This is a genomic window from Streptomyces sp. NPDC014995, from assembly GCF_043080745.1.
Classification (GTDB): domain Bacteria; phylum Actinomycetota; class Actinomycetes; order Streptomycetales; family Streptomycetaceae; genus Streptomyces.
The window spans coordinates 247,888-267,577 of the sequence record NZ_JBIBVX010000004.1 but is presented as its reverse complement, the minus strand read 5'-3'; the positions used below and the strand labels follow the sequence as shown (position 1 = coordinate 267,577).

Here is a 19,690-nt window from a genome sequence, read left to right as displayed (position 1 = left end):
GCCGGATGGTCAGGGGTCAGCGGTCGGTGGTCAGTGGCCGTCGCGGTCCCGGCGGCGGTGACGCGGCGGGGCCGGGCGCGGGCGGCGCGGGGGCGTCGTGCGACGCTGCTGGTCGGGGGCGGTCCGGTCGGTGGCGTCGGGCCGAGCGGCGGTGTCCATCCACTCCGTGCCGTCGGCCTGCCCGGTGGTGCCGGTCCACTCCGTGCCGTCGGCCTGCCCGGTGGTGCCGGTCCACTCCGTGCCGGTGTCGGCTGCGGCGGACTCGGTGAGCCCGGGGGCGGGGGCGCCCGTCAGGACCTGGCCGCGGGACCAGGTGAACTCCGCGCGGACCCCCTCCGCCTCGGTCAGCGGGCCCAGCTCGTCCACGTAGCCGGCGCTCTCGGCGCACCGCTGCGCGTCCAGGGCCTCCCAGCGCGCCACGGCCCCGGGGTCGGCGGCCTCCTCCGGGGTCAGCGGCCGGCGCATGGTGAAGACCTTGGCCTGGCCGCCCGCGGTGAGGCGGACCCGCAGCCAGTACCGGCCTCCCCAGGCCGCCGGCGCGAAGTCCCAGTGCTCGGCGTCGGCGCGGGCGTGCACCGAGCCCTCCCCCCACCGCTCGGTCGCCCGGCGCAGCGCGGCCACCAGGTACGCCCGCTGCAAGGCGGCGGAACGGGTGACGAGGGCCTGCCGTACGGTCCGTTCGTCCGCGGCCGAGGGCGGGGTGCCGTCCCGCAGGACGCGGCGCAGTACGTCGACGGCGGCGGTGGCGTCCGGCAGCGGGTCGATTCCCGCGGGCGCCGGTGCCTCGAGTGCCGCCAGCCGCAGTGCCGCGTCCCGGCGGGCCGCCTCCGCCCGACGCGCCCGTTCCGACTCCTTCCGGGCGATGAGCGCGGCCTCGTCGAGGTAGCGCCGTACCGCCGTGGGCCGTCGCCCCACCGCGCGCCGGGCCTCCAGCAGACAGTCGTCGATCAGCTCCCGGCTCTCGGAGGTGAACGCCAGCGGCAGTCCGGCCAGCAGCTCGGCGCCCTCGCGCAGGACGTCCTCCTCGGTGAGCGCACCCGCCTGTTCCGGTGCGCCCGCCCTCTCCGCCACGCCCGCCCTCTCCGCCACGGCCGTCGTCTCCGCCACGGCCTGCGCGGGCTCCGGCTCGCCCTCGGCGTACCGCAGCAGGGCCTGGCGGCGCCGCTCGCGCAGACGGTCGTACCAGGCGGCGTTCTCCGGGTCCTCCGTGTGCTGGAAGGGGAGGCGTGCGGTGGCCCGGGCGGCGCGCTGGGCCTCCACCCGGCGCAGGACGCGCTCGGTCTCGGCCAGCCGCTTCCACAGCAGGTCGAGGGGGACGCCGACCGGCTGCACCGGAGCGGGCAGCGGCGGCTCGCCCGGACCGGAGGGGTCCAGGCCGAGCACGGTGATCCGGGCGTTCAGGCCGGCTGCGGTCTCCGCGGCGCGCCGCCAGCACTCGCTGCCCATCTCCAGCGACATCTGCCGCCGCGCGAGGGCCGCCTGCTCGGTGGCGACCTTGTTGTTGAACGCCGCGAGCGCCACCGTGCCGCGCAGCGCCAGCCGGGTGACGAGCAGCGCGCCGCTCAGGTCGGCCAGTCCGATGAGCGCGGGCACGATCATGTCCTGGAGCTGGTCCGTGACGGCGTCCGCCGCATCCCCGACGACGTCGCTCACCTGAGTGACCGCGTCCGCCGTCTGCCCGGCCACGGCGTCGGCCGTCTGCCCGCCGGCCGTGTCCGCCAGGTCCGAGACGCTGCCGGTGTCCGGCAGGGCCAGTCCGGCGTCGGGCGGGTACCCGTACATCGACACGTCCGGCATCACGGTCAACAGGTCGGTGCCGGCGAACGCGCTGCTCACGCGACTCCTCCAGTGCGAGATCGAGTACGGGAAGCGGTAGGGGCATCGGAGAGCGGGACCCCGCGAGGTCCTGGCACCCCGCCCGCCGGCCCTCCGGAACCCTCGGAACCACTGGAACCACCGGAACCACTGGAACCACCGGAACCACCCGAACCCCCGGGGCCATCGAAACTTCCGGGACCTCCCGGAGCCGCCGGAGCGGTGAGTGTGCGCCCCCCGCTGCGGGTCTCGGCAACATGGCGGCTCCAGGCCCGCACCCGCAGGACCGACGAGACCAGCAGCGCCGACACGGTGGCCGCGGGCCAGATCCACACCGCGAGCAGGAAGGTGCCCACCACGGTCCCCGCCAGGGCCGCGAGCCCGAGCCCCGCCCACGCCCAGCGCCGCCACCCGCGTTGCGTGATCCGGCGGGTCAACGGCAGGGCCCGGCGCGTCAGTTGGCCCATCACCGAGTACTCCGGGTGGTAGCGCGGACCGACGTACCAGCCGGTCCAGCACTCGAGGGCGAGCAGGGCCGCCAGCGAGGGGACGCTCAGCAGCCAGGCGGTGAGCACGGTGGTCTGCGGCGCGTACCCGGCCACGTCGGCCAGGCCGACCACGAAGGCGTGCGGGAAGAACAGCAGCAGGGCACCGCCGGCGGCCCGGCCCAGCACCGCCGGCAGCTCCAGCCGGCGCTGCACCAGCCGGAAGTGCCGTGACCGCGCGTCCATGGCGGCCAGTTGCCGGTCCCGTTCCCGGGCCCGTCGGATCTCCCGCGCCTGCGCCAGCGCCGGCGGATGCAGGCGCAGCGCGAGCAGCAGCCGTACGGGCTCGTCGGTGTCCTCGGCCAGGCGGGCGAACCAGGGCACCGGGGCGGGCAGGGCGCGCCGGGCCGCCTCCAGGTCGGCGCGGAGCCGGCGGGTGGTCGGGGCGGGGGCGGCGGCCAGGAGCAGGAGGTCGGCGGTGAGGGCGGGGCCGGTGCCGGTCGCGGCGCGCAGCGCGTTCCGGTCGGCGGCGAGTTCGGGTATCTCGGTCAGGCGGGCGACGGCCGCCTCCCACTGCTCGTGGTGGTGGCGCCAGCGCCGCTCGACGTGCTCCAGCTCCTCACCGCCGCGCCGCCGGGCCAGCCGGGCGAGCAGGCGGTGCCGGTACACCTCGCTCATGACGTCGCCGCAGAACCCGTCGCCGTCGGCCGCGCGCCGGGCGAAGGCCGGCAGGTCGCCCACGCCGAGCGGGATGCCGCGGTAGCCGGGCTCCTGTTGCGGGGCCATCCAGCCGATCAGGTCGACCAGCGTGCCCGCGTCCGGACCTCTGCGCCGCCGCAGTTCCCCCAGGATCCGGTCGAGGGCCTCGGCCCGGGACGGGTCGTGCTCGGGGCGGAACCCGGCGAGCCAGCCGGCCAGCCGCTCCCGCTCCCTGCCGCGGGTCAGCCGTCGGGCCATGGCAGGCCAGTCGGCGTCGAACTCCTCGCCCAGGCGGGCCGTGTCGGTGAAGGACCGGCCGGCGTGCTCGAAACGGGGCGCCTCGGGACCGGGACCGGAGGCGGGGCCGGGGCCGGGCTCGGGGGCCGGGCGGTCCGCCGTACGCGATGCGGGTCCCAGGTGCGACACCACCTTGGGGGTGCGCCCCTTCAGCCACTCCGCGACCTGCTCGGAACCCCAGCGGTCCTCCGGATGGTGGGCCAGCAGCCCCCGGCACAGCAGACGGACGTGTGCGTCGTCGATTCCGTCGAGGTCGAGGGCGCCCGCCTGGACCGCGTCCATGACCGACGCCGTCTCGTGGTGCTTCTCGACCGGGTGCCGGCCGCGCGCGGCCTCGGCGACCAGGACCCCCAGCGACCACCAGTCGTCCGCCGCGCGCACGATCGGCTTCCGCAGCAGGGCCTGCGGCGACGCGTAGCGCGGGGTGGCGGCCCAGGCGCCGGGCGCCTCGCGCGGGGTCCGGGCGACGAGCGAGATACCGAAGTCGATCAGCACCAGGCCCTCGAGCCGTTCGAGGTCGGGAAGGACGAGGTTGGACGGTTTCACGTCCCGGTGCACCACTCCCGCCGCGTGCAGCGCGGTCAGCGCCCCGTGCAGTCGGCGCACCAGCGCCCGGATCTGCTCGGCCGACAGCCGCCCGCCCCGGTCCCGCAGGTAGGTCGCCAGGTCGGTACTGCCGTGCGAGGGCAGTACGTGGAACGGCGCCCCGCGGGCCGTCCCCCGCTCCAGCACGTACGACAGCCCCTCGTGCGGCGGCTCGTGCAGCAGCAGCCCGGTCACCTCGTCGTCGGGGGCGGCGTCGGGGTGGAACCACTTCACGACCCGCTCGGTGGGCGGGTCGGCCTCCTGGTCGATCACCCGGAACACGGCCGCCCGCAACTCCGCGGACCGCCCCTCCTCTCCCGCCCGGTGCAGGGTCTGCTGCCCACGCCGCGGCAGCCGCTCCCGCGCCAGGAAGCGGCCGGCGAGCGAGGGCGGCAGGCTGCTGGGATCACCCCGCGGATCGGGTGCGGGCATGCCGTCGGCGGCGGGCTCCGGTTCGTAGAGGGTCGGCGGGACGAGGTTGTCGTCGTCCGCGTCGGGACCACAAGGCTCTGCGGGGTCGGCGGGAAAGGTCATCGAATGTCACCTGCGGGCGGAAAGGACCGGGTGGCCCGTGAGCGGATGTGCGGAAGGCGAAGGGATGAGGATGCGAAGAGGAAGGGGAAGGACGAGAAGGCTTCCTCCGTTCTCCCTCGGGGAGCTCGTGGGAGAGGGCGCACGCGACGGCGTACGGGAGGCGTAAGGGGGCGCACGGAAAATGAATTCGGATGGATACGCGATTCCCGTGGAGGGGTCGCGGGGCGGAATTCCGGGATACGGCGACCCGGTGCCCCGCCGGGGACGGGGAAACCTGCAATGCCGGTGCCCTCCCGCTCCGACCCCGATCGCGCTCCCGGAACACCCGGCGGTCGCGGCATCGGCGCCGATATGTTGACCGGCATGAACCCTGATGGTCTGCCGGACCGCGCCGACCTCGTACGGGAACTGCGCAACCTGCGCCGCGGTGGCCTGCCCGCGCTGCAGTCGCTGGTGCCCGCGGGACTGCGCGCGGTCACCCTGCGCGCCGGGTACGCCGAGGGCGAGGCCGATCTGGCCGACGGCGCGGAACGGCTGATACGCGCCGCCGCCGAACGCCTCGGCACCGACGACCTCATAGGCCGCGCCGCCCAGCACACCTTCGGTCTGCTGCCCGGCCACCGGGGCTCCCCGGCCGCGGACCGGCGCCGGGCGGCCGCGCTGGTGTACGGGGTGAGCGACGAGCGGTTCCGGCACAGCCAGGAGAGACAGGTCGTCGAACAACTGGCGGGAGCCGTGCTCGCCGAGGCCCGCGAGCCGGGCGTACGGCCGCGCGGTACGGGGCTGCCCGGCCCTTCCGGGGTGGCAATCCGCCCGCCGGGGCCGCCGCGGACGTCCGGGGCGCAGCCCCTCCAGGTCCCGCACGTCCCGCACACCGGGCTGCCCGGCCGGGCCGGAAGCCGGCCGGTGACCGTCCATCTCTCGCCCATCGAACTGCTGCGGGACATCGACGTCCTCGTCTCCTCCGAGAACGTCCACCTGGAGATGTCCAAGTCGTTCCGGCCCACCGTCTCCGGCGCCCTGCGCCGCTCGGCCGCCGTCGGCAGCGCCTCCGAGGGCCCGGTCACCGACGTCCTCGCGGAGGAACTCGCCGCCTGGGTACGGGCCCGGCCCGGCGTCCTGCCCCTGCGGCCGGGGACGGTCGTCCCCACCGGTCCGGGGGCCCTCGCCGAACGCGGGGTGCGCCGCGTCTACCACGCGGCCCTCGCGGTCCCGGACGGCCTCGGCTACCGCGTCGACCCCCAGAGCATCGCCACCGCGGTCGCCGCCTGCTTCACCCGCGCCCGCCGGGAACGCGCCGCCGGCCTGCCCGCCCTGCGCTCCCTCTGCTTCCCCCTCATGGGCGCGGGCCGGGGCGGCCTGGACCGCCGCACCAGCGCCGAGTGGCTCCGCTGGTCCATCGAGGACGCCCTCAGCACCGACCCCGACTGGACCGTCCACATCGTGACCCGCTATCCGGAAGCGGCGAGGGTCTTCGAGGTGGAGGTACCGGGGCCGTAAGGCGCGCTCGCGGCCCGGCCGAAGCACGAGGGCCTCGGCCACGGCCTGCACGCCCGCCGGCTCGGCGCCCTCGAACGGGTGCTGCACGTTCACCGGCTCGGCGCCCTCGAACGGGTGCTGTACGTCCACCGGCTCGGCGCCCTCGAACGGGTGCTGCACGTCCACCGACCCGGCGCCCGCAGTCGGATGTCTCCCGTCGGCCACCTCGGCGCCTCCGGCGGGGGGCTTCACGTCGGCCGGTGCGGTGCCCTCGGCGGGGTGCTGCCCACCCGGTGGCTCGGTGCCCTCGGCCGGGTGCGCAACGGCCGAGTACTGCACGTCGGCCGGCTCGGCGCCCTCAGCCGGAAGCTGCACGCCCGCCGGCTCGCCGCCCTCACCCGGACGCGTCCAGTCGGCCACCTCGGCCGGGCCGTCCACGCCCATCCCCTCAGCCAGCCGAGTGCCGCCGGCCCCCTCAGCCAGACGAGGCCCGCCAGTCCCCCCAACCAGAAGACTCCCGCCAGCCCTCCCACCCAGACCGCCCACACCGGCCCCCTCGGCGCCCCCAGCCAACTCCCTCACACCCGCCTCCTCCGCGCCCCCCGCCAACCCCCTCACGCCCGCCAACTCGGCCCCCTCAGCCGGATGCCCCCCGCCGCCAGGTCCCGTTCCAGGCGCCGCAGCTCCCCCCGGGCCGGTACGCCGTACAGCCGTGCCCCCGTCTCCTCCGCCCGGACGCTCACGCGTGGTCCCGGTGGGTACGTGCGGGACAGGTGCGGTCCGTAGCGGCGGGTGCCCAGCAGGGTGCGCGGGACCAGCCGCTGGTTGGCCGAGCCGCGCCAGACCAGGTCCGTCGGCTCGGCGACCCGGAAGCGGCCGGTGACCACCGCGTCCGCGCCCGCCAGCGCCGACCACACCTCGGCCGGGACCTCGTCCGGCTCGTGACCGGTGTAGACGAGCAGGTCCGCGGGCCGGCCCCGGTGGCGTCGGCGGAGCCGGTCGGCCCCGCGCAGCAGCGCGGCCAGCGCCGCGGGCTGGGCCAGTGGCTCCCCGCCGCTGACCGTCAGGCCCTCGGCGCCACGGGCCAGCGCCGCCTCCCACAGCCGCAGCAACTCGCCCACGGTGGCCGTCCGCCCGCCGGCCGGGTCCCAGGTGTGCCGGGACATACAGCCGGGGCAGGCCAGCGCGCAGCCCTGGAACCACAGGGCCAGCCGGCGGCCGGGACCGAGGGTCTCGACGGGGAAGTAGCCGTCGGCGATCCGCACGGCCCGCGCCGCGTCGGCGGTGCTCCGCGCCCGCGCGGCATCCGTGCTGCCGCTGACGGTGTCGCCGGCTGTGGTGTCCGCGGTGTTCTCGGCCATGCGCCCCCCTCGCACCCTTACCCCCGGTATCCGAAGAGCCATTCGATCCATTCGGCCATTCGGTCTCTCGGATGTGGTCGATCTGTTCGATCAAACCGTTCGATCAATTGTTCAAGTCGAAGATCTTTTCGCTGGTTCCCGGCGTGCTCCGGCCTCAGCGGAAGGGAAGGGTATTCCGAGCCCCACACGTCCCACCGGGTTTTTCGGAAGTTTTCCAGCAACGCGGCCCCAGCTCCGGTCGGGCCCCGGTCGATCTCCGGCTGATTTCCGGGCGCCCGGAAATCAGGTGTCGGAAATCCCTCCCGTCGGCGTTCGTTTTTCACCTAGGCTCGCGCCAATCCCGGATTCCGGCGGAGCCGTTCGCTCCGCGAGGGCGCCTTCGCCGTGCCCGCAAGCGGCCCGTGGGGCGGTCCGGGGGAAATCGACGAGGGGGATGGAATGAGCGACGTGAAGTCCGTCCCGACGGACTACGGCCGCAGCCGCCTCACCGCGCGCACCCGCTGGCGGGCCACCCGCCGCGGCCGGCGCGACGGCAGGGCCGGCATCGGCACCGAGCACTACGCCCGCCAGCTCGAACGCGGGCTGCGGATGACACTGGAGGACCTGCGCTCCCGCTTCGTCACGGAGCACGCGGACCTCATCGACCGCGTCCACGCGGAGTCCGCGCGGATCGTGACGGAGTACGACCAGCGGCGCGAGGACGCGCCCGCGGCCCTCGCCCGCTTCGGCGGCTGGGTGTCGCAGTGGCGCACCGAGGTGACGGCCTGCCAGCAGCGCGGCCTGGCCCTCGCCGCCTGCGCCGACCAGGAACTCGCCCACTACGAGGCGGCCTACGCGCGCGCCGACCGGCAGGCCGTGCCGCCGCCGGTGGACGGCGCGGGCGTCGCCGTCCTCGACGAGACGTGGACCGGAGCACCGGACTGGATGCTCGACGACGCCCTGGTGCGCAGGGCGCTGCTGATTCTGGAGCAGAGGATCGGACCGGCGGCCGCCGCGGCCGGCCGGGGAGGACGGGGGACCCGATGACACACAGGACACGCAGACCGCACCGGCACCGGAGAAGGAGCGGGGGACGGCTGGCCGCCGCCCTCGGCGCCACGGCCCTGCTGCTGGCGGCGTGCGACGTACCGGGCGGCTCGGAACGCCTCTCCGCCGACTGCGCGGTCGTCGTCGACGGCTCCGGCTCCGGCGCCGACAGCGACGACGGCTTCCGCGCGAAGGAGAAGCTGACGGCGGCCCTGCCCCGCTTCCTCGCCGACAAGAAGTGCAAGTACCTGTCGTACGCGCCCATCACCTCGGCCTCCGTCGCCTCCTCCTGCCAGGTGCCCCGGATCGACATCGACCCGGACGCCGACACGCGTGCCGAGCGCGAGGGCCTGTGGACGCAGACCCGCTTCCTCGCCGGGGCGGGCGCCGAGAAGATGCTGGACTGCGCCCGCAAGCGCCGGCCCGGCTCGGACGTCCTCGGCGGACTCGACCGCGTGGCCAAGGTGCCCCGCGACGGCGGCGGCACCTTCCACGTCCTGGTGATCAGCGACTTCGACCAGGCCGACCCCGACTTCAAGCTGTCCAAGTACCAACTCGACACCGCGGCGCGGCGGAACCAGGCCGTCGACGCCCTGGTCACCGGACGCGGGCTGCCCGAGCTGCCCGACACCACCGTCTACCGGGTCGGCTTCGCCATGCGCGGCGGCAGGACGACGCCCGAACGCGTCGACCATATGGCCCAGTTCTGGCAGCAGGTCCTGGAGAAGGAGGTGAAGGTCGATGTCGACGACGGATACGGGGCCTGACGAGCCCCGCCGGCTCCGGGAACGCCTGGGGCTGCGGCGCGGCGAGGGACGTGCGCCCGGACTCGGCCGGGCCGGCGCCACCCCACCGCGCGGGCCCGTCCCGCCGGCCGAGACCAAGGAGGCCGGACGCCTGCTCACGCGGGCCGAGTCCGCCGGCCGCCGCGCCGCCGCCGACGGCACCCTCAACCCGTACGTCCTCGGCTCCGCCCACCGCCTGCCCTACTTCGGTCGGCTGACCGGGCTGCGCGGCCACGCCCGGGACCGGGTCGTGGCCCGCCACCACGAGCGGGAGGAACAGGAACTGCGGGCCTCGGCGCGGCTGTACGCCGCGGCGGCGGCCCGGGAGCAGGAGGCCCGCCAGGCCCGTGCCGCCCAGGAGGAGGAGACGCGCCGCCGGCACGCCGCGGCCGCGCGGCTGGACCGGGCGGCGAGCCGGATGGCGGCCCGGGAGGACCGCCGGGACCGGATGCTGCCCTGGCTGGTGGGGCACTTCGGCGCGGGCGGGGACGCGAGCGCGGGCGCGGGTACGACGGGACGGGACGCCGGGTGGGGCGGGGAACCGGACCCCGCCCGGCAGCCGTACGGCCCCGACTGGGACGACGACTCCGAGCCGGACCCCGGCACCCCCCGGCCCGCCCCCGCGGGCGGCGCGCACTGGGAGGGCCTCACGGAGACCACGGCCATGGCCCGCCGGCCCCGGCTGTTCCTCGCCGGACTGCTGATCCTGGTCGAACTCCCGGTGTACGTCACGCTGTTCCTCGCGATCCACGACGGGACGACCGAGGGCAGGCTCAGCGCGTACCTGCTGTCGGCGGCCGTCGGTGTCGTCATGACGGCCGGGCCCTTCCAGGCCGGGCGTCAGTGGCGTCGGCGGGGAGCCACCGCCTCGCTGTGGGTGGTGCTGCCGATCGCGGCCGCGCTCGCCTCCCTGTGGGCCGTGGCGGCCTGGTACCTGGGTGACCTGCGGGCCCGGATCGCCTTCCGGGACACCTCCGCCTCCGTCGTGGACGGTCTCGCCCGCGCGATGGGCGTCGACAAGCCGCCGCCCGCGCCACCGACGCTGTTGCAGCAGCTCGAGCTGGACGAGCACACCGTCAGCATCACCTTCATCTCGCTGCTGCTGCTCTCCGGCGGGATCGCCTTCCTGCTGGCCCTGTCCGAGGAGCATCCGTTCGTGGCCGCCTACCGGTACCACCGCAAGCGGCTGGAGAAGGCCGCGGCCACGCTGGCGCGGGCGGAGGCGGCGGCCGCGGCGGCCCAGCGGGACAAGGAGACGACGGAGGAGCGGCGCCACGCCCGCGGCGAGGCGCTGACCGCGGAACTGGCCGCGGTGGACGCCGTGTTCGAGGCCGCTGCGCACGCCTACCTGGACGGCGTCCAGGCGGCCTCGCACGATCCCGCGGTCACGGAGGGCGCCATGCGCCTGTCGTCGCGGTACCCGCTGCTGCCGGAGCCCGTGCCGTCGTCGCTGCGGCGGTAGGAGAGCCCGCGGCACGGAGTGGGCAGGGGCCGTGGCGGTACGGCGGGCCCGTCGCCGGCCGGGCGTACCGCTCGGGCTGGGCGGCGGGCCGCGGCGCACGGCCACGACCCGCTCCCGCCGCTCTTCGGGCGCGGCCATCGTGCGCGACAGGGGCGGCGCTCAGGGCGCCAGCCAGGCCTCCACGCCCTCCAGGAGCTTGCGCCTGATGTCCTCCGGCGCCGCCGAGCCCCGGATCGACTGACGGGCCAGTTCCGCCAGCTCCTCGTCGGTGAAGCCGTGATGGTGGCGGGCCAGCTCGTACTGGGCCGCCAGCCGGGAGCCGAAGAGGAGGGGGTCGTCCGCGCCCAGGGCCATGGGGACGCCCGCCTCGTAGAGGGTGCGCAGGGGGACGTCCTCCGGCTTCTCGTACACGCCCAGGGCCACGTTCGAGGCGGGACACACCTCGCAGGTCACACCCCGGTCGGCCAGGCGTTTCAGGAGCCGCGGGTCCTCGGCCGCACGCACCCCGTGGCCGATCCGTGAGGCGTGCAGGTCGTCCAGGCAGTCGCGGACCGAGGACGGGCCGGTGAGCTCGCCTCCGTGCGGGGCCGACAGCAGCCCGCCTTCCCGGGCGATGGCGAAGGCGCGGTCGAAGTCCCGCGCCATGCCCCGGCGCTCGTCGTTGGAGAGGCCGAAGCCGACGACGCCCCGGTCCGCGTACCGGACGGCCAGACGGGCCAGGGTGCGGGCGTCCAGCGGGTGCTTCATGCGGTTGGCGGCCACCAGGACGCGCATACCGAGCCCGGTCTCCCGCGAGGCCGTCTCCACCGCGTCCAGGATGATCTCCAGCGCCGGGATCAGACCGCCCAGGCGAGGGGCGTACGACGTGGGGTCGACCTGGATCTCCAGCCAGCCCGAGCCGTCCCGCACGTCCTCCTCGGCGGCCTCCCGCACCAGGCGCCGGATGTCCTCCGGCTCCCTCAGGCACGACCGCGCCGCGTCGTACAGGCGCTGGAAGCGGAACCAGCCCCGCTCGTCCGTCGCCCGCAGCTTCGGCGACTCCCCCCTGTTCAGCGCGTCGGTGAGCGCCTCCGGCAGGCGCACCCCGTACTTGTCGGCCAGCTCCAGCAGGGTGGCGGGCCGCATCGACCCGGTGAAGTGCAGGTGCAGATGGGCTTTCGGCAGCTCAGAGACATCACGTACACGCTCCATTCGAGGATCCTGCCGTACGTCCCAGCCGTCCCGGAAGCGGAATCCCCGAACGTGGTCTTGCTCGCACGAACGACGGAAGGGCCACCCCGTGACCTTCCGGGGTGGCCCTCCGCGCGCGCTGCGTCAGTCCCTGGCCTCGGCCAGCAGCTTCTGGATCCGGCTCACGCCCTCGACGAGGTCCTCGTCACCCAGCGCGTACGACAGCCGCAGGTAGCCCGGCGTGCCGAAGGCCTCGCCCGGGACGACCGCGACCTCGGCCTCCTCCAGGATGAGCGCGGCCAGCTCCACCGAGCTCTGCGGGCGCTTGCCGCGGATCTCCTTGCCGATCAGCGCCTTCACCGACGGGTACGCGTAGAACGCGCCCTCGGGCTCCGGGCAGACCACGCCGTCGATCTCGTTGAGCATCCGGACGATGGTCCTGCGGCGGCGGTCGAAGGCCTCCCGCATCTTCGCCACGGCGTCCAGGTCACCCGAGACGGCGGCCAGCGCGGCGACCTGCGCCACGTTGGAGACGTTCGAGGTGGCGTGCGACTGGAGGTTCGTGGCGGCCTTGACGACGTCCTTCGGGCCGATGATCCAGCCGACCCGCCAGCCCGTCATGGCGTACGTCTTCGCGACGCCGTTGACGACGATGCACTTGTCGCGCAGCTCCGGGAGGATCGCCGGGAGCGAGGTGAACGTCGCGTCGCCGTAGACGAGGTGCTCGTAGATCTCGTCCGTGAGCACCCACAGGCCGTGCTCCACGGCCCAGCGGCCGATCGCCTCGGCCTCCTCGGCGCCGTAGACCGCGCCGGTCGGGTTGGAGGGGGAGACGAAGAGCACGACCTTCGTCTTCTCCGTGCGCGCCGCCTCCAGCTGCTCCACCGAGACCCGGTAGCCGGTCGTCTCGTCCGCGACGACCTCCACCGGGACACCGCCGGCCAGCCGGATCGACTCCGGGTACGTCGTCCAGTAGGGCGCCGGGACGATGACCTCGTCGCCCGGGTCGAGGATCGCGGCGAAGGCCTCGTAGATGGCCTGCTTGCCGCCGTTGGTGACCAGGATCTGCGCCGGGTCGACCTCGTAGTCCGAGTCGCGCAGCGTCTTGGCGGCGATCGCGGCCTTCAGCTCGGGCAGGCCGCCGGCCGGCGTGTAGCGGTGGTACTTCGGGTTCTTGCAGGCCTCGATCGCGGCCTCGACGATGTAGTCGGGGGTCGGGAAGTCGGGCTCACCGGCGCCGAAGCCGATCACCGGACGTCCGGCGGCCTTCAGGGCCTTGGCCTTGGCGTCCACGGCGAGGGTGGCGGACTCGGAGATCGCACCGACGCGGGCGGAGACCCGGCGCTCGGTGGGAGGGGTTGCAGCGCTCATGCAGCCCATGTTTTCAGACAGGAAACCGGCCCGGCACGCGGGTTTCACGGACTGAACATGCACGGGCAAACCCCTGAACACGCGTCCGCATCCGCCCACCGACCCGGCGATGGCCTGGGTGATCTTCCGGTGATTTCCCGACGATCTTCCGCCAGAGGCGCCCCACTGGGCACTTTCCGTTCGACGGGGCGCCCTGGAACACGTACACTCCTACGTCGTTGGCCTTCAACAGCCGTGCCACAACCGGTGCACACCGAGCATCCGGCCGGATGCGGTACGTTGGGGGACACACAAAGGGTCGTAGCTCAATTGGTAGAGCACTGGTCTCCAAAACCAGCGGTTGGGGGTTCAAGTCCCTCCGGCCCTGCTACACACACCTTCGCCAGGATGTGTGCGCATGTACGTACAGCAATGCACCGCCGTGCGGCTCAGACCGGGCGCGGCACGGCCACGACCCGGGAACAGGTGAGGACGAATGGCGGATGCCGTGGGCTCCATCGACACGCCTGATGCCCAGGACGAGGTCCCTGAGAGCAAGAAGAAGACCCGTAAGGGCGGCAAGCGGGCCAAGAAGGGTCCGCTGAAGCGGCTCGCACTCTTCTACCGCCAGATCGTCGCGGAGCTTCGCAAGGTCGTCTGGCCGACGCGGAGCCAGCTGACGACGTACACGACCGTGGTGATCATCTTCGTCGTCATCATGATCGGCCTGGTGACCGTGATTGACTATGGACTCAGCCACGCCGCCAAGTACGTCTTCGGCTGAGCCGAGAGCGAAGGGCGCCGGGTGATCGGCGCCCCTTTCGCGTGTTCCACCCCTATGTATCCAGGAAGAAGCAGCCACCGTGTCTGACCAGAACCTGAACGACGCCATGGAGCCTCGCGGGGAGGCCGCCGAGTCGGCCGACGACGAGCTCGACATCGTCGAGGGCGCGGACGAGGACCTGGACGAGTTCGAGGCTGCCGACGCCGAGGCGGGGGAGCCGGCCGAGGAAGCCGCCCTCCACGTCGAGGACGAGGAGGAGGCCGACGAGGCCGTCGCCGAGGAAGAGGCCGAGGAAGAGCCGGCCGAGCCCGTCGACCCCGTTGCCGCCCTGCGCGAGGAGCTGCGCACCCTGCCCGGCGAGTGGTACGTGATCCACACCTACGCCGGCTACGAGAACCGCGTGAAGACCAACCTGGAGCAGCGCGCCGTCTCGCTGAACGTCGAGGACTACATCTTCCAGGCCGAGGTGCCGCAGGAAGAGGTCGTCCAGATCAAGAACGGCGACCGCAAGACGATCCGGCAGAACAAGCTTCCCGGTTACGTCCTCGTCCGCATGGACCTGACGAACGAGTCCTGGGGCGTCGTCCGCAACACCCCCGGCGTCACCGGCTTCGTGGGCAACGCCTACGACCCGTACCCGCTGACCCTGGACGAGATCGTCAAGATGCTCGCCCCGGAGGCCGAGGAGAAGGCCGCCCGCGAGGCCGCCGAGGCCGAGGGCAAGCCGGCTCCGCAGCGCAAGGTCGAGGTCCAGGTGCTGGACTTCGAGGTCGGCGACTCGGTCACCGTCACCGACGGCCCGTTCGCCACGCTCCAGGCCACCATCAACGAGATCAACCCGGACTCCAAGAAGGTCAAGGGTCTGGTGGAGATCTTCGGTCGTGAGACCCCGGTCGAGCTGAGCTTCGACCAGATTCAGAAGAACTAGTTCCGCACGGAACCCTTTTCTGGACTTACCGCTTCCGAGCAGGTCGGACGGGCTCTCCGCAGCCGGTCTGACCTGCTCGGTTTTCAGCCGCGCATCTATACCCGTTATCGTTGTGCGGTATGCCTGCGTCCGGGTGGTCCCCGAGCGCGGGCAGGACCCGAACCGAAAGGACCCGGAGAGCTATGCCTCCCAAGAAGAAGAAGGTCACGGGGCTCATCAAGCTCCAGATCCAGGCCGGCGCCGCCAACCCGGCTCCGCCCGTCGGCCCGGCGCTGGGTCAGCACGGCGTCAACATCATGGAGTTCTGCAAGGCCTACAACGCCGCGACCGAGTCGCAGCGTGGCTGGGTGATCCCGGTGGAGATCACGGTCTACGAGGACCGCTCCTTCACCTTCATCACCAAGACGCCGCCGGCCGCGAAGATGATCCTCAAGGCCGCGGGCATCGAGAAGGGCTCCGGCGAGCCGCACAAGACCAAGGTCGCCAAGATCACCGAGGCGCAGGTCCGCGAGATCGCCCAGACCAAGCTCCCCGACCTCAACGCCAACGACCTGGACGCCGCCGCGAAGATCATCGCCGGTACCGCGCGTTCCATGGGCGTCACGGTCGAGGGCTGAACCCCAGCCCCGTAGCACCTTCGTAGAAACGCGGCCTCGGCCGCACGTGGAAGGGCCTGCTCGGCCCGGACCACGACTCCTCAGAACACACAGGAGCAGTAGTGAGCAAGCGCAGCAAGTCTCTCCGCGCTGCGGACGCCAAGATCGACCGGGAGAAGCTCTACGCCCCGCTCGAGGCCGTCCGTCTCGCCAAGGAGACCTCCACGACCAAGTTCGACGGCACCGTCGAGGTCGCCTTCCGCCTGGGTGTCGACCCGCGCAAGGCCGACCAGATGGTCCGTGGCACCGTGAACCTGCCGCACGGCACCGGCAAGACCGCCCGGGTCCTGGTCTTCGCGACCGGTGACCGTGCTGCGGCCGCGGAGGCCGCGGGCGCCGACATCGTCGGCTCCGACGAACTGATCGACGAGGTCGCGAAGGGCCGCCTGGACTTCGACGCCGTCGTCGCCACCCCGGACCTCATGGGCAAGGTCGGCCGCCTCGGCCGCGTGCTCGGTCCGCGTGGTCTGATGCCGAACCCGAAGACCGGCACCGTCACCCCGGACACCGCCAAGGCGGTGACCGAGATCAAGGGCGGCAAGATCGAGTTCCGCGTCGACAAGCACTCGAACCTGCACTTCATCATCGGCAAGACGTCCTTCGACGACACCAAGCTGGTGGAGAACTACGGCGCGGCGCTGGAGGAGATCCTCCGTCTGAAGCCGTCCGCCGCCAAGGGTCGCTACATCAAGAAGGCCGCCATCACCACCACGATGGGCCCCGGCATTCCGGTCGACCCGAACCGCACCCGCAACCTCCTCGTCGAGGAGGACCCGGCCGCGGTCTGAGCCTGACGCTCACCGAAGTCGGTCACGGGCCCCGCACCTTCCCAGGTGCGGGGCCCGTTCCCGTGTGGGCGTGCCGTGACCTGGGTTAGCGTGCGGACAGGGCAACGGCACAGGGGGACGTATGAAGTGCACGAACGGGCGCCGCGTCGCCCTCGCGGTCGCGATGACGGCCGCGTTGACGGGGGCGGCCGCCTGTACGTCCTCCGAGCCCTCCGACAAGCCCGAGGGGGACCGCGGGGCGAGTTCCGCCTCCCTCACGGCCCTCCGTGCCGCCGAGCGGTCCACCGAGCGGGCCGCGTCGGCCAAGGTGCGCTCCACGACGGTCATGGGCACCCAGCTGTCCCTCGAGGCCGACGGCGCCCTCGGCTGGAGCGGCGGCCTCACCGGCACCCTGACCATCACGTACACCGGCGGCACGTCGGCCGAGATGATGCGCGCGCTCGGCATCACGTCGATGGAGGCCCGCTATCTGCCCGACGCCTACTACGCGCGCCTGAGCGACGCGCTCGCCGAGAAGGCCGGCGGCAAGCACTGGATCAGGTACGCGTACGACGACCTCGGCGGCGGCGCGGGCGCGAGCTTCGCCGACCAGCTGCGCAACACCACCCCGAACCAGTCGGTGAAGCTGCTGCTGGACTGCGGGGACGTGCGGAAGGTCGGCGAGGAGAAGGTCGGCGGACAGACCACCACGCACTACTCCGGCACGGTGGAGGTCAGCGAGGTCGCCGACGCGCGGCTGAGGAAGCAGCTCCAGCAGGCCGGGGTCACCACCGAGACCGTCGACATCTGGGTCGACGCCCGCAACCTGCTGGTCAAGAAGGTCGAGAAGGGCCGGACGGCGGCCGGTGAGCTGACCCAGACCGCCTACTACAGCGACTACGGCGTCAGGGTCTCCGCCGAGAGGCCCCCGGCCGGTGACACCGAGGACTTCGGGAAGCTGCTGGAGCAGCACGGCGGCTCCGCCTCCTGAGCCGCGGAAAACCCGCCGCGGAAACCCGCCGCCCCGTTCGCGCACCCCGGGTTACGCTCACTGCCTCGCTGTGAATCGACTGTGTGTTCCTTGGGGGGAATCGATGATGACGTCCGTACGTGCTTCCGTGCGCCGTAGAGCCACGACCGCCGGCCTCGCGGCGCTGCTTCTCGCCGGCGGTGCGGTGGGCTGCGCCAAGGGGGAGGAGTCGCCGAGCATGACGCCGGCGGCGGCCGTCGCCGAGGCGGCGAAGAACACGGAGGACATCACGTCCCTCCGGTACCGCATGACCGGCAGGGTGCCGGAGGAGGGCCGGGTCGAGGCCGAGGCCTCGATGCGCATGAAGCCCACCGTCGCCATGAGCATGAAGATGACGGCGCTCGACCGGGGCGCGGACGGCAACATCGAGATCCGGCTCGTCGACAAGGCCATGTACATCGGCGGGGGCGCCGAGATGGCCAAGGAGACGGACGGAAAGAGCTGGATCAAGTTCGACCTGTCCGCGATGGGCGAGGAGGGCCTCGGCCAGGCGTCCGGCGCCGCCCAGGCCGACCGGAATCCGGCCACCGACTCCACCTTCCTCACCGGCGCCGAGGACGTGAAGAAGGTCGGCACCGAGACCGTCGAGGGAGTGGAGACCACCCGCTACTCCGGCGTCGTCACGCTCGACGACGTCAGGGCCTCCCTGAAGGACGAGGACAAGGAAACCCGCGCGGCCCGCGAGAAGAGCCTCCGGCAGTACGAGGAGCTGGGCGTCGACGAGCTCACCATGGACATGTGGGTCGACGGCGACGACCACACCAAGCAGTTCCGGATGCGGGGCGACGCCACCAAGGGCCCGCTCGACATGACCATCACCTTCCTCGACCACAACAAGCCGGTGACCGTGACGGCCCCGCCCGCCGAGGACACGATGGACCTCGCCGAGATGATGAAGGAAGCCCAGAGCGGCTGAGCCGCCGCCCGGAGCCCCGTGCGACCGGATTTGCCTGACAGCGACCCGTTCACGTACGCTCCTACAGAAGCCAAAGACCGCTGGTCGTTGCCGTGCGCTCGGGAGAGGGTGCGGTGGCCGAAGGATTCGCTGAAATGCGGACGACCCGCGCAGGTGACAGTGGAAGTGCTCCCGGACGGACTCCGCCCCACGGAATTCGATCGGTCGAGCTACGCCCCGTGCGCCTGCGCCGGGGCGTTTCGTTTGTCCCAGCCCCTTCCGAGCGGTCGTCATCACCCGGAAGGAGGCCGACGCTCATGGCAAGGCCCGACAAGGCTGCCGCGGTGGCCGAGCTCGCGGAGCAGTTCCGCAGCTCGAATGCCGCCGTGCTGACCGAGTACCGGGGTCTCACCGTGGCGCAGCTGAAGACGCTGCGCCGTTCGCTCGGTGAGAACGCCCAGTACGCCGTGGTGAAGAACACGCTGACCAAGATTGCGGCCAACGAGGCCGGGATCTCGACGCTCGACGACCTGTTCAACGGTCCGACGGCGGTTGCCTTCGTCACCGGTGACCCGGTGGAGTCGGCGAAGGGTCTTCGTGACTTCGCCAAGGACAACCCCAACCTCGTCATCAAGGGCGGTGTCCTTGACGGCAAGGCGCTGTCCGCGGACGACATCAAGAAGCTTGCGGACCTCGAGTCCCGCGAGGTTCTGCTCTCCAAGCTGGCCGGTGCTCTGAAGGGCAAGCAGTCCCAGGCTGCCGCTGTCTTCCAGGCGCTGCCGTCGAAGCTCGTCCGCACCGTGGACGCGCTCCGTGCCAAGCAGGACGAGCAGGGCGGTGCCGAGTAATTCGGCTCGCGCATTGACCGCCGCCTGAGGCAGCCCGTCTCGAGCAGCGGTCACAGCGGGCCGAACGTACGCCCGCCAGACATGTACATCCGGCACCAGCCGAATTAGTGGAAGGATCGCCCGTCATGGCGAAGCTCAGCCAGGAAGACCTGCTCGCGCAGTTCGAGGAGATGACCCTCATCGAGCTCTCCGAGTTCGTGAAGGCGTTCGAGGAGAAGTTCGACGTCACCGCCGCCGCCCCGGTCGCCGTTGCCGCCGCCGGTGCCCCGGGCGCCCCGGCCGCCGCCGCCGAGGAGGAGAAGGACGAGTTCGACGTCGTCCTCACCGGCGCCGGCGACAAGAAGATCCAGGTCATCAAGGTCGTGCGCGAGCTCACCTCCCTGGGTCTGAAGGAGGCCAAGGACCTCGTGGACGGCGCCCCGAAGCCCGTCCTCGAGAAGGTCGCCAAGGACGCCGCGGAGAAGGCCGCCGAGGCCCTCAAGGGCGCCGGCGCCTCCGTCGAGGTCAAGTAACCTCTCACGGTCGCACCGCGACCGTAGCGAAGGCTGAAACGGCTCCTGTGGGGCTGTAACGCTCACGCACCGAAGAGCGATCATCCATCCGGGTGGTCGCTCTTCGGCGTTCCCGGGGGCGCGGCCACGGTTGCCTTGCACCCGTGTACACGGGGGGTATGGTGATCTTCGTCGTGTCTCCGGGAACCCCGCTTCGGGCATGGGGGCCTTGACGAACCGCAC

At 72.8% G+C, this 19,690-nt stretch carries 17 protein-coding genes and 1 tRNA gene; 13 read left to right on the top strand and 5 right to left on the bottom strand.

The window, feature by feature from the left end:
* Window positions 1-30 precede the first annotated feature (30 nt).
* Together ACF1A1_RS10865 and ACF1A1_RS10860 are read right to left on the bottom strand one after the other, a co-directional pair.
* Complete coding sequence (locus ACF1A1_RS10865; protein WP_391998842.1) at window positions 31-1,836, bottom strand: hypothetical protein; 1,806 nt, start codon at window positions 1,834-1,836, stop codon at window positions 31-33.
* Entirely contained in the window at window positions 1,833-4,415 is a 2,583-nt protein-coding gene (locus tag ACF1A1_RS10860; RefSeq protein ID WP_391998841.1) for a protein kinase, read from the bottom strand. The genes ACF1A1_RS10865 and ACF1A1_RS10860 overlap by 4 nt, the downstream gene beginning before the upstream one ends.
* A 363-nt stretch (window positions 4,416-4,778) precedes the next feature.
* Here ACF1A1_RS10860 and ACF1A1_RS10855 point away from each other — a divergent pair, with 363 nt between their 5' ends.
* Window positions 4,779-5,915 carry a macro domain-containing protein gene (locus ACF1A1_RS10855; protein ID WP_391998840.1) on the top strand — a complete coding sequence of 379 codons (1,137 nt, stop codon included), beginning with the start codon at window positions 4,779-4,781 and terminating at the stop codon, window positions 5,913-5,915.
* 593 nt (window positions 5,916-6,508) lie between these two features.
* On the opposite strand, the gene ACF1A1_RS10850 is transcribed toward ACF1A1_RS10855, so the two are convergent.
* On the bottom strand, window positions 6,509-7,255 hold the full coding sequence (locus ACF1A1_RS10850; protein WP_391998839.1) for a 4Fe-4S cluster-binding domain-containing protein: 747 nt from the start codon (window positions 7,253-7,255) through the stop codon (window positions 6,509-6,511).
* A 438-nt stretch (window positions 7,256-7,693) separates the two neighbouring features.
* Between ACF1A1_RS10850 and ACF1A1_RS10845 the strand changes: the two genes are divergently transcribed.
* Genes ACF1A1_RS10845 through ACF1A1_RS10835 form a run of 3 tightly spaced genes read left to right on the top strand, consistent with a single transcriptional unit; the run spans window position 7,694 to window position 10,528 of the window.
* Entirely contained in the window at window positions 7,694-8,281 is a 588-nt protein-coding gene (locus ACF1A1_RS10845; protein ID WP_391998838.1) for a hypothetical protein, read from the top strand.
* Window positions 8,278-9,048: a hypothetical protein gene (locus ACF1A1_RS10840; protein ID WP_391998837.1), complete on the top strand. Its 771-nt coding sequence runs from the start codon at window positions 8,278-8,280 to the stop codon at window positions 9,046-9,048. Before ACF1A1_RS10845 ends, ACF1A1_RS10840 begins: the two co-directional genes overlap by 4 nt.
* On the top strand, window positions 9,023-10,528 hold the full coding sequence (locus ACF1A1_RS10835; protein WP_391998836.1) for a hypothetical protein: 1,506 nt from the start codon (window positions 9,023-9,025) through the stop codon (window positions 10,526-10,528). The genes ACF1A1_RS10840 and ACF1A1_RS10835 overlap by 26 nt, the downstream gene beginning before the upstream one ends.
* 159 nt (window positions 10,529-10,687) lie before the next feature.
* Here ACF1A1_RS10835 and ACF1A1_RS10830 read toward each other — a convergent pair whose 3' ends face one another.
* Together ACF1A1_RS10830 and ACF1A1_RS10825 are read right to left on the bottom strand one after the other, a co-directional pair.
* On the bottom strand, window positions 10,688-11,719 hold the full coding sequence (locus ACF1A1_RS10830; protein ID WP_391998835.1) for an adenosine deaminase: 1,032 nt from the start codon (window positions 11,717-11,719) through the stop codon (window positions 10,688-10,690).
* Window positions 11,720-11,842: 123 nt separating this feature from the next.
* Window positions 11,843-13,069 (bottom strand): pyridoxal phosphate-dependent aminotransferase, encoded by a 1,227-nt coding sequence (locus ACF1A1_RS10825; protein WP_391998834.1) that lies wholly within the window; start codon window positions 13,067-13,069, stop codon window positions 11,843-11,845.
* Window positions 13,070-13,363: 294 nt separating this feature from the next.
* Between ACF1A1_RS10825 and ACF1A1_RS10820 the strand changes: the two genes are divergently transcribed.
* The 9 genes from ACF1A1_RS10820 to rplL all read left to right on the top strand — a co-directional run bounded on the left by ACF1A1_RS10820 (window position 13,364) and on the right by rplL (window position 19,468).
* Window positions 13,364-13,436: transfer RNA gene (locus ACF1A1_RS10820), tRNA-Trp, on the top strand.
* A gap of 108 nt (window positions 13,437-13,544) precedes the next feature.
* Window positions 13,545-13,832: a preprotein translocase subunit SecE gene (secE, locus tag ACF1A1_RS10815; protein ID WP_391998833.1), complete on the top strand. Its 288-nt coding sequence runs from the start codon at window positions 13,545-13,547 to the stop codon at window positions 13,830-13,832.
* A gap of 79 nt (window positions 13,833-13,911) precedes the next feature.
* On the top strand, window positions 13,912-14,760 hold the full coding sequence (gene nusG / locus ACF1A1_RS10810; protein ID WP_391998832.1) for a transcription termination/antitermination protein NusG: 849 nt from the start codon (window positions 13,912-13,914) through the stop codon (window positions 14,758-14,760).
* Between the two features lie 182 nt (window positions 14,761-14,942).
* Window positions 14,943-15,377 carry a 50S ribosomal protein L11 gene (gene rplK, locus ACF1A1_RS10805; protein WP_003998857.1) on the top strand — a complete coding sequence of 145 codons (435 nt, stop codon included), beginning with the start codon at window positions 14,943-14,945 and terminating at the stop codon, window positions 15,375-15,377.
* A gap of 101 nt (window positions 15,378-15,478) precedes the next feature.
* Entirely contained in the window at window positions 15,479-16,204 is a 726-nt protein-coding gene (rplA, locus tag ACF1A1_RS10800) for a 50S ribosomal protein L1 (RefSeq protein WP_391998831.1), read from the top strand.
* A gap of 121 nt (window positions 16,205-16,325) precedes the next feature.
* Window positions 16,326-17,174 (top strand): hypothetical protein, encoded by an 849-nt coding sequence (locus tag ACF1A1_RS10795; protein ID WP_391998830.1) that lies wholly within the window; start codon window positions 16,326-16,328, stop codon window positions 17,172-17,174.
* Window positions 17,175-17,277: 103 nt separating this feature from the next.
* Window positions 17,278-18,129, top strand: a complete 852-nt coding sequence (locus ACF1A1_RS10790; RefSeq protein WP_391998829.1) for a DUF1396 domain-containing protein — start codon at window positions 17,278-17,280, stop codon at window positions 18,127-18,129.
* A 296-nt stretch (window positions 18,130-18,425) separates the two neighbouring features.
* On the top strand, window positions 18,426-18,956 hold the full coding sequence (rplJ, locus tag ACF1A1_RS10785) for a 50S ribosomal protein L10 (RefSeq protein WP_365467666.1): 531 nt from the start codon (window positions 18,426-18,428) through the stop codon (window positions 18,954-18,956).
* A 125-nt stretch (window positions 18,957-19,081) separates the two neighbouring features.
* Window positions 19,082-19,468: a 50S ribosomal protein L7/L12 gene (gene rplL / locus ACF1A1_RS10780; protein ID WP_391998828.1), complete on the top strand. Its 387-nt coding sequence runs from the start codon at window positions 19,082-19,084 to the stop codon at window positions 19,466-19,468.
* Window positions 19,469-19,690 lie beyond the last annotated feature (222 nt).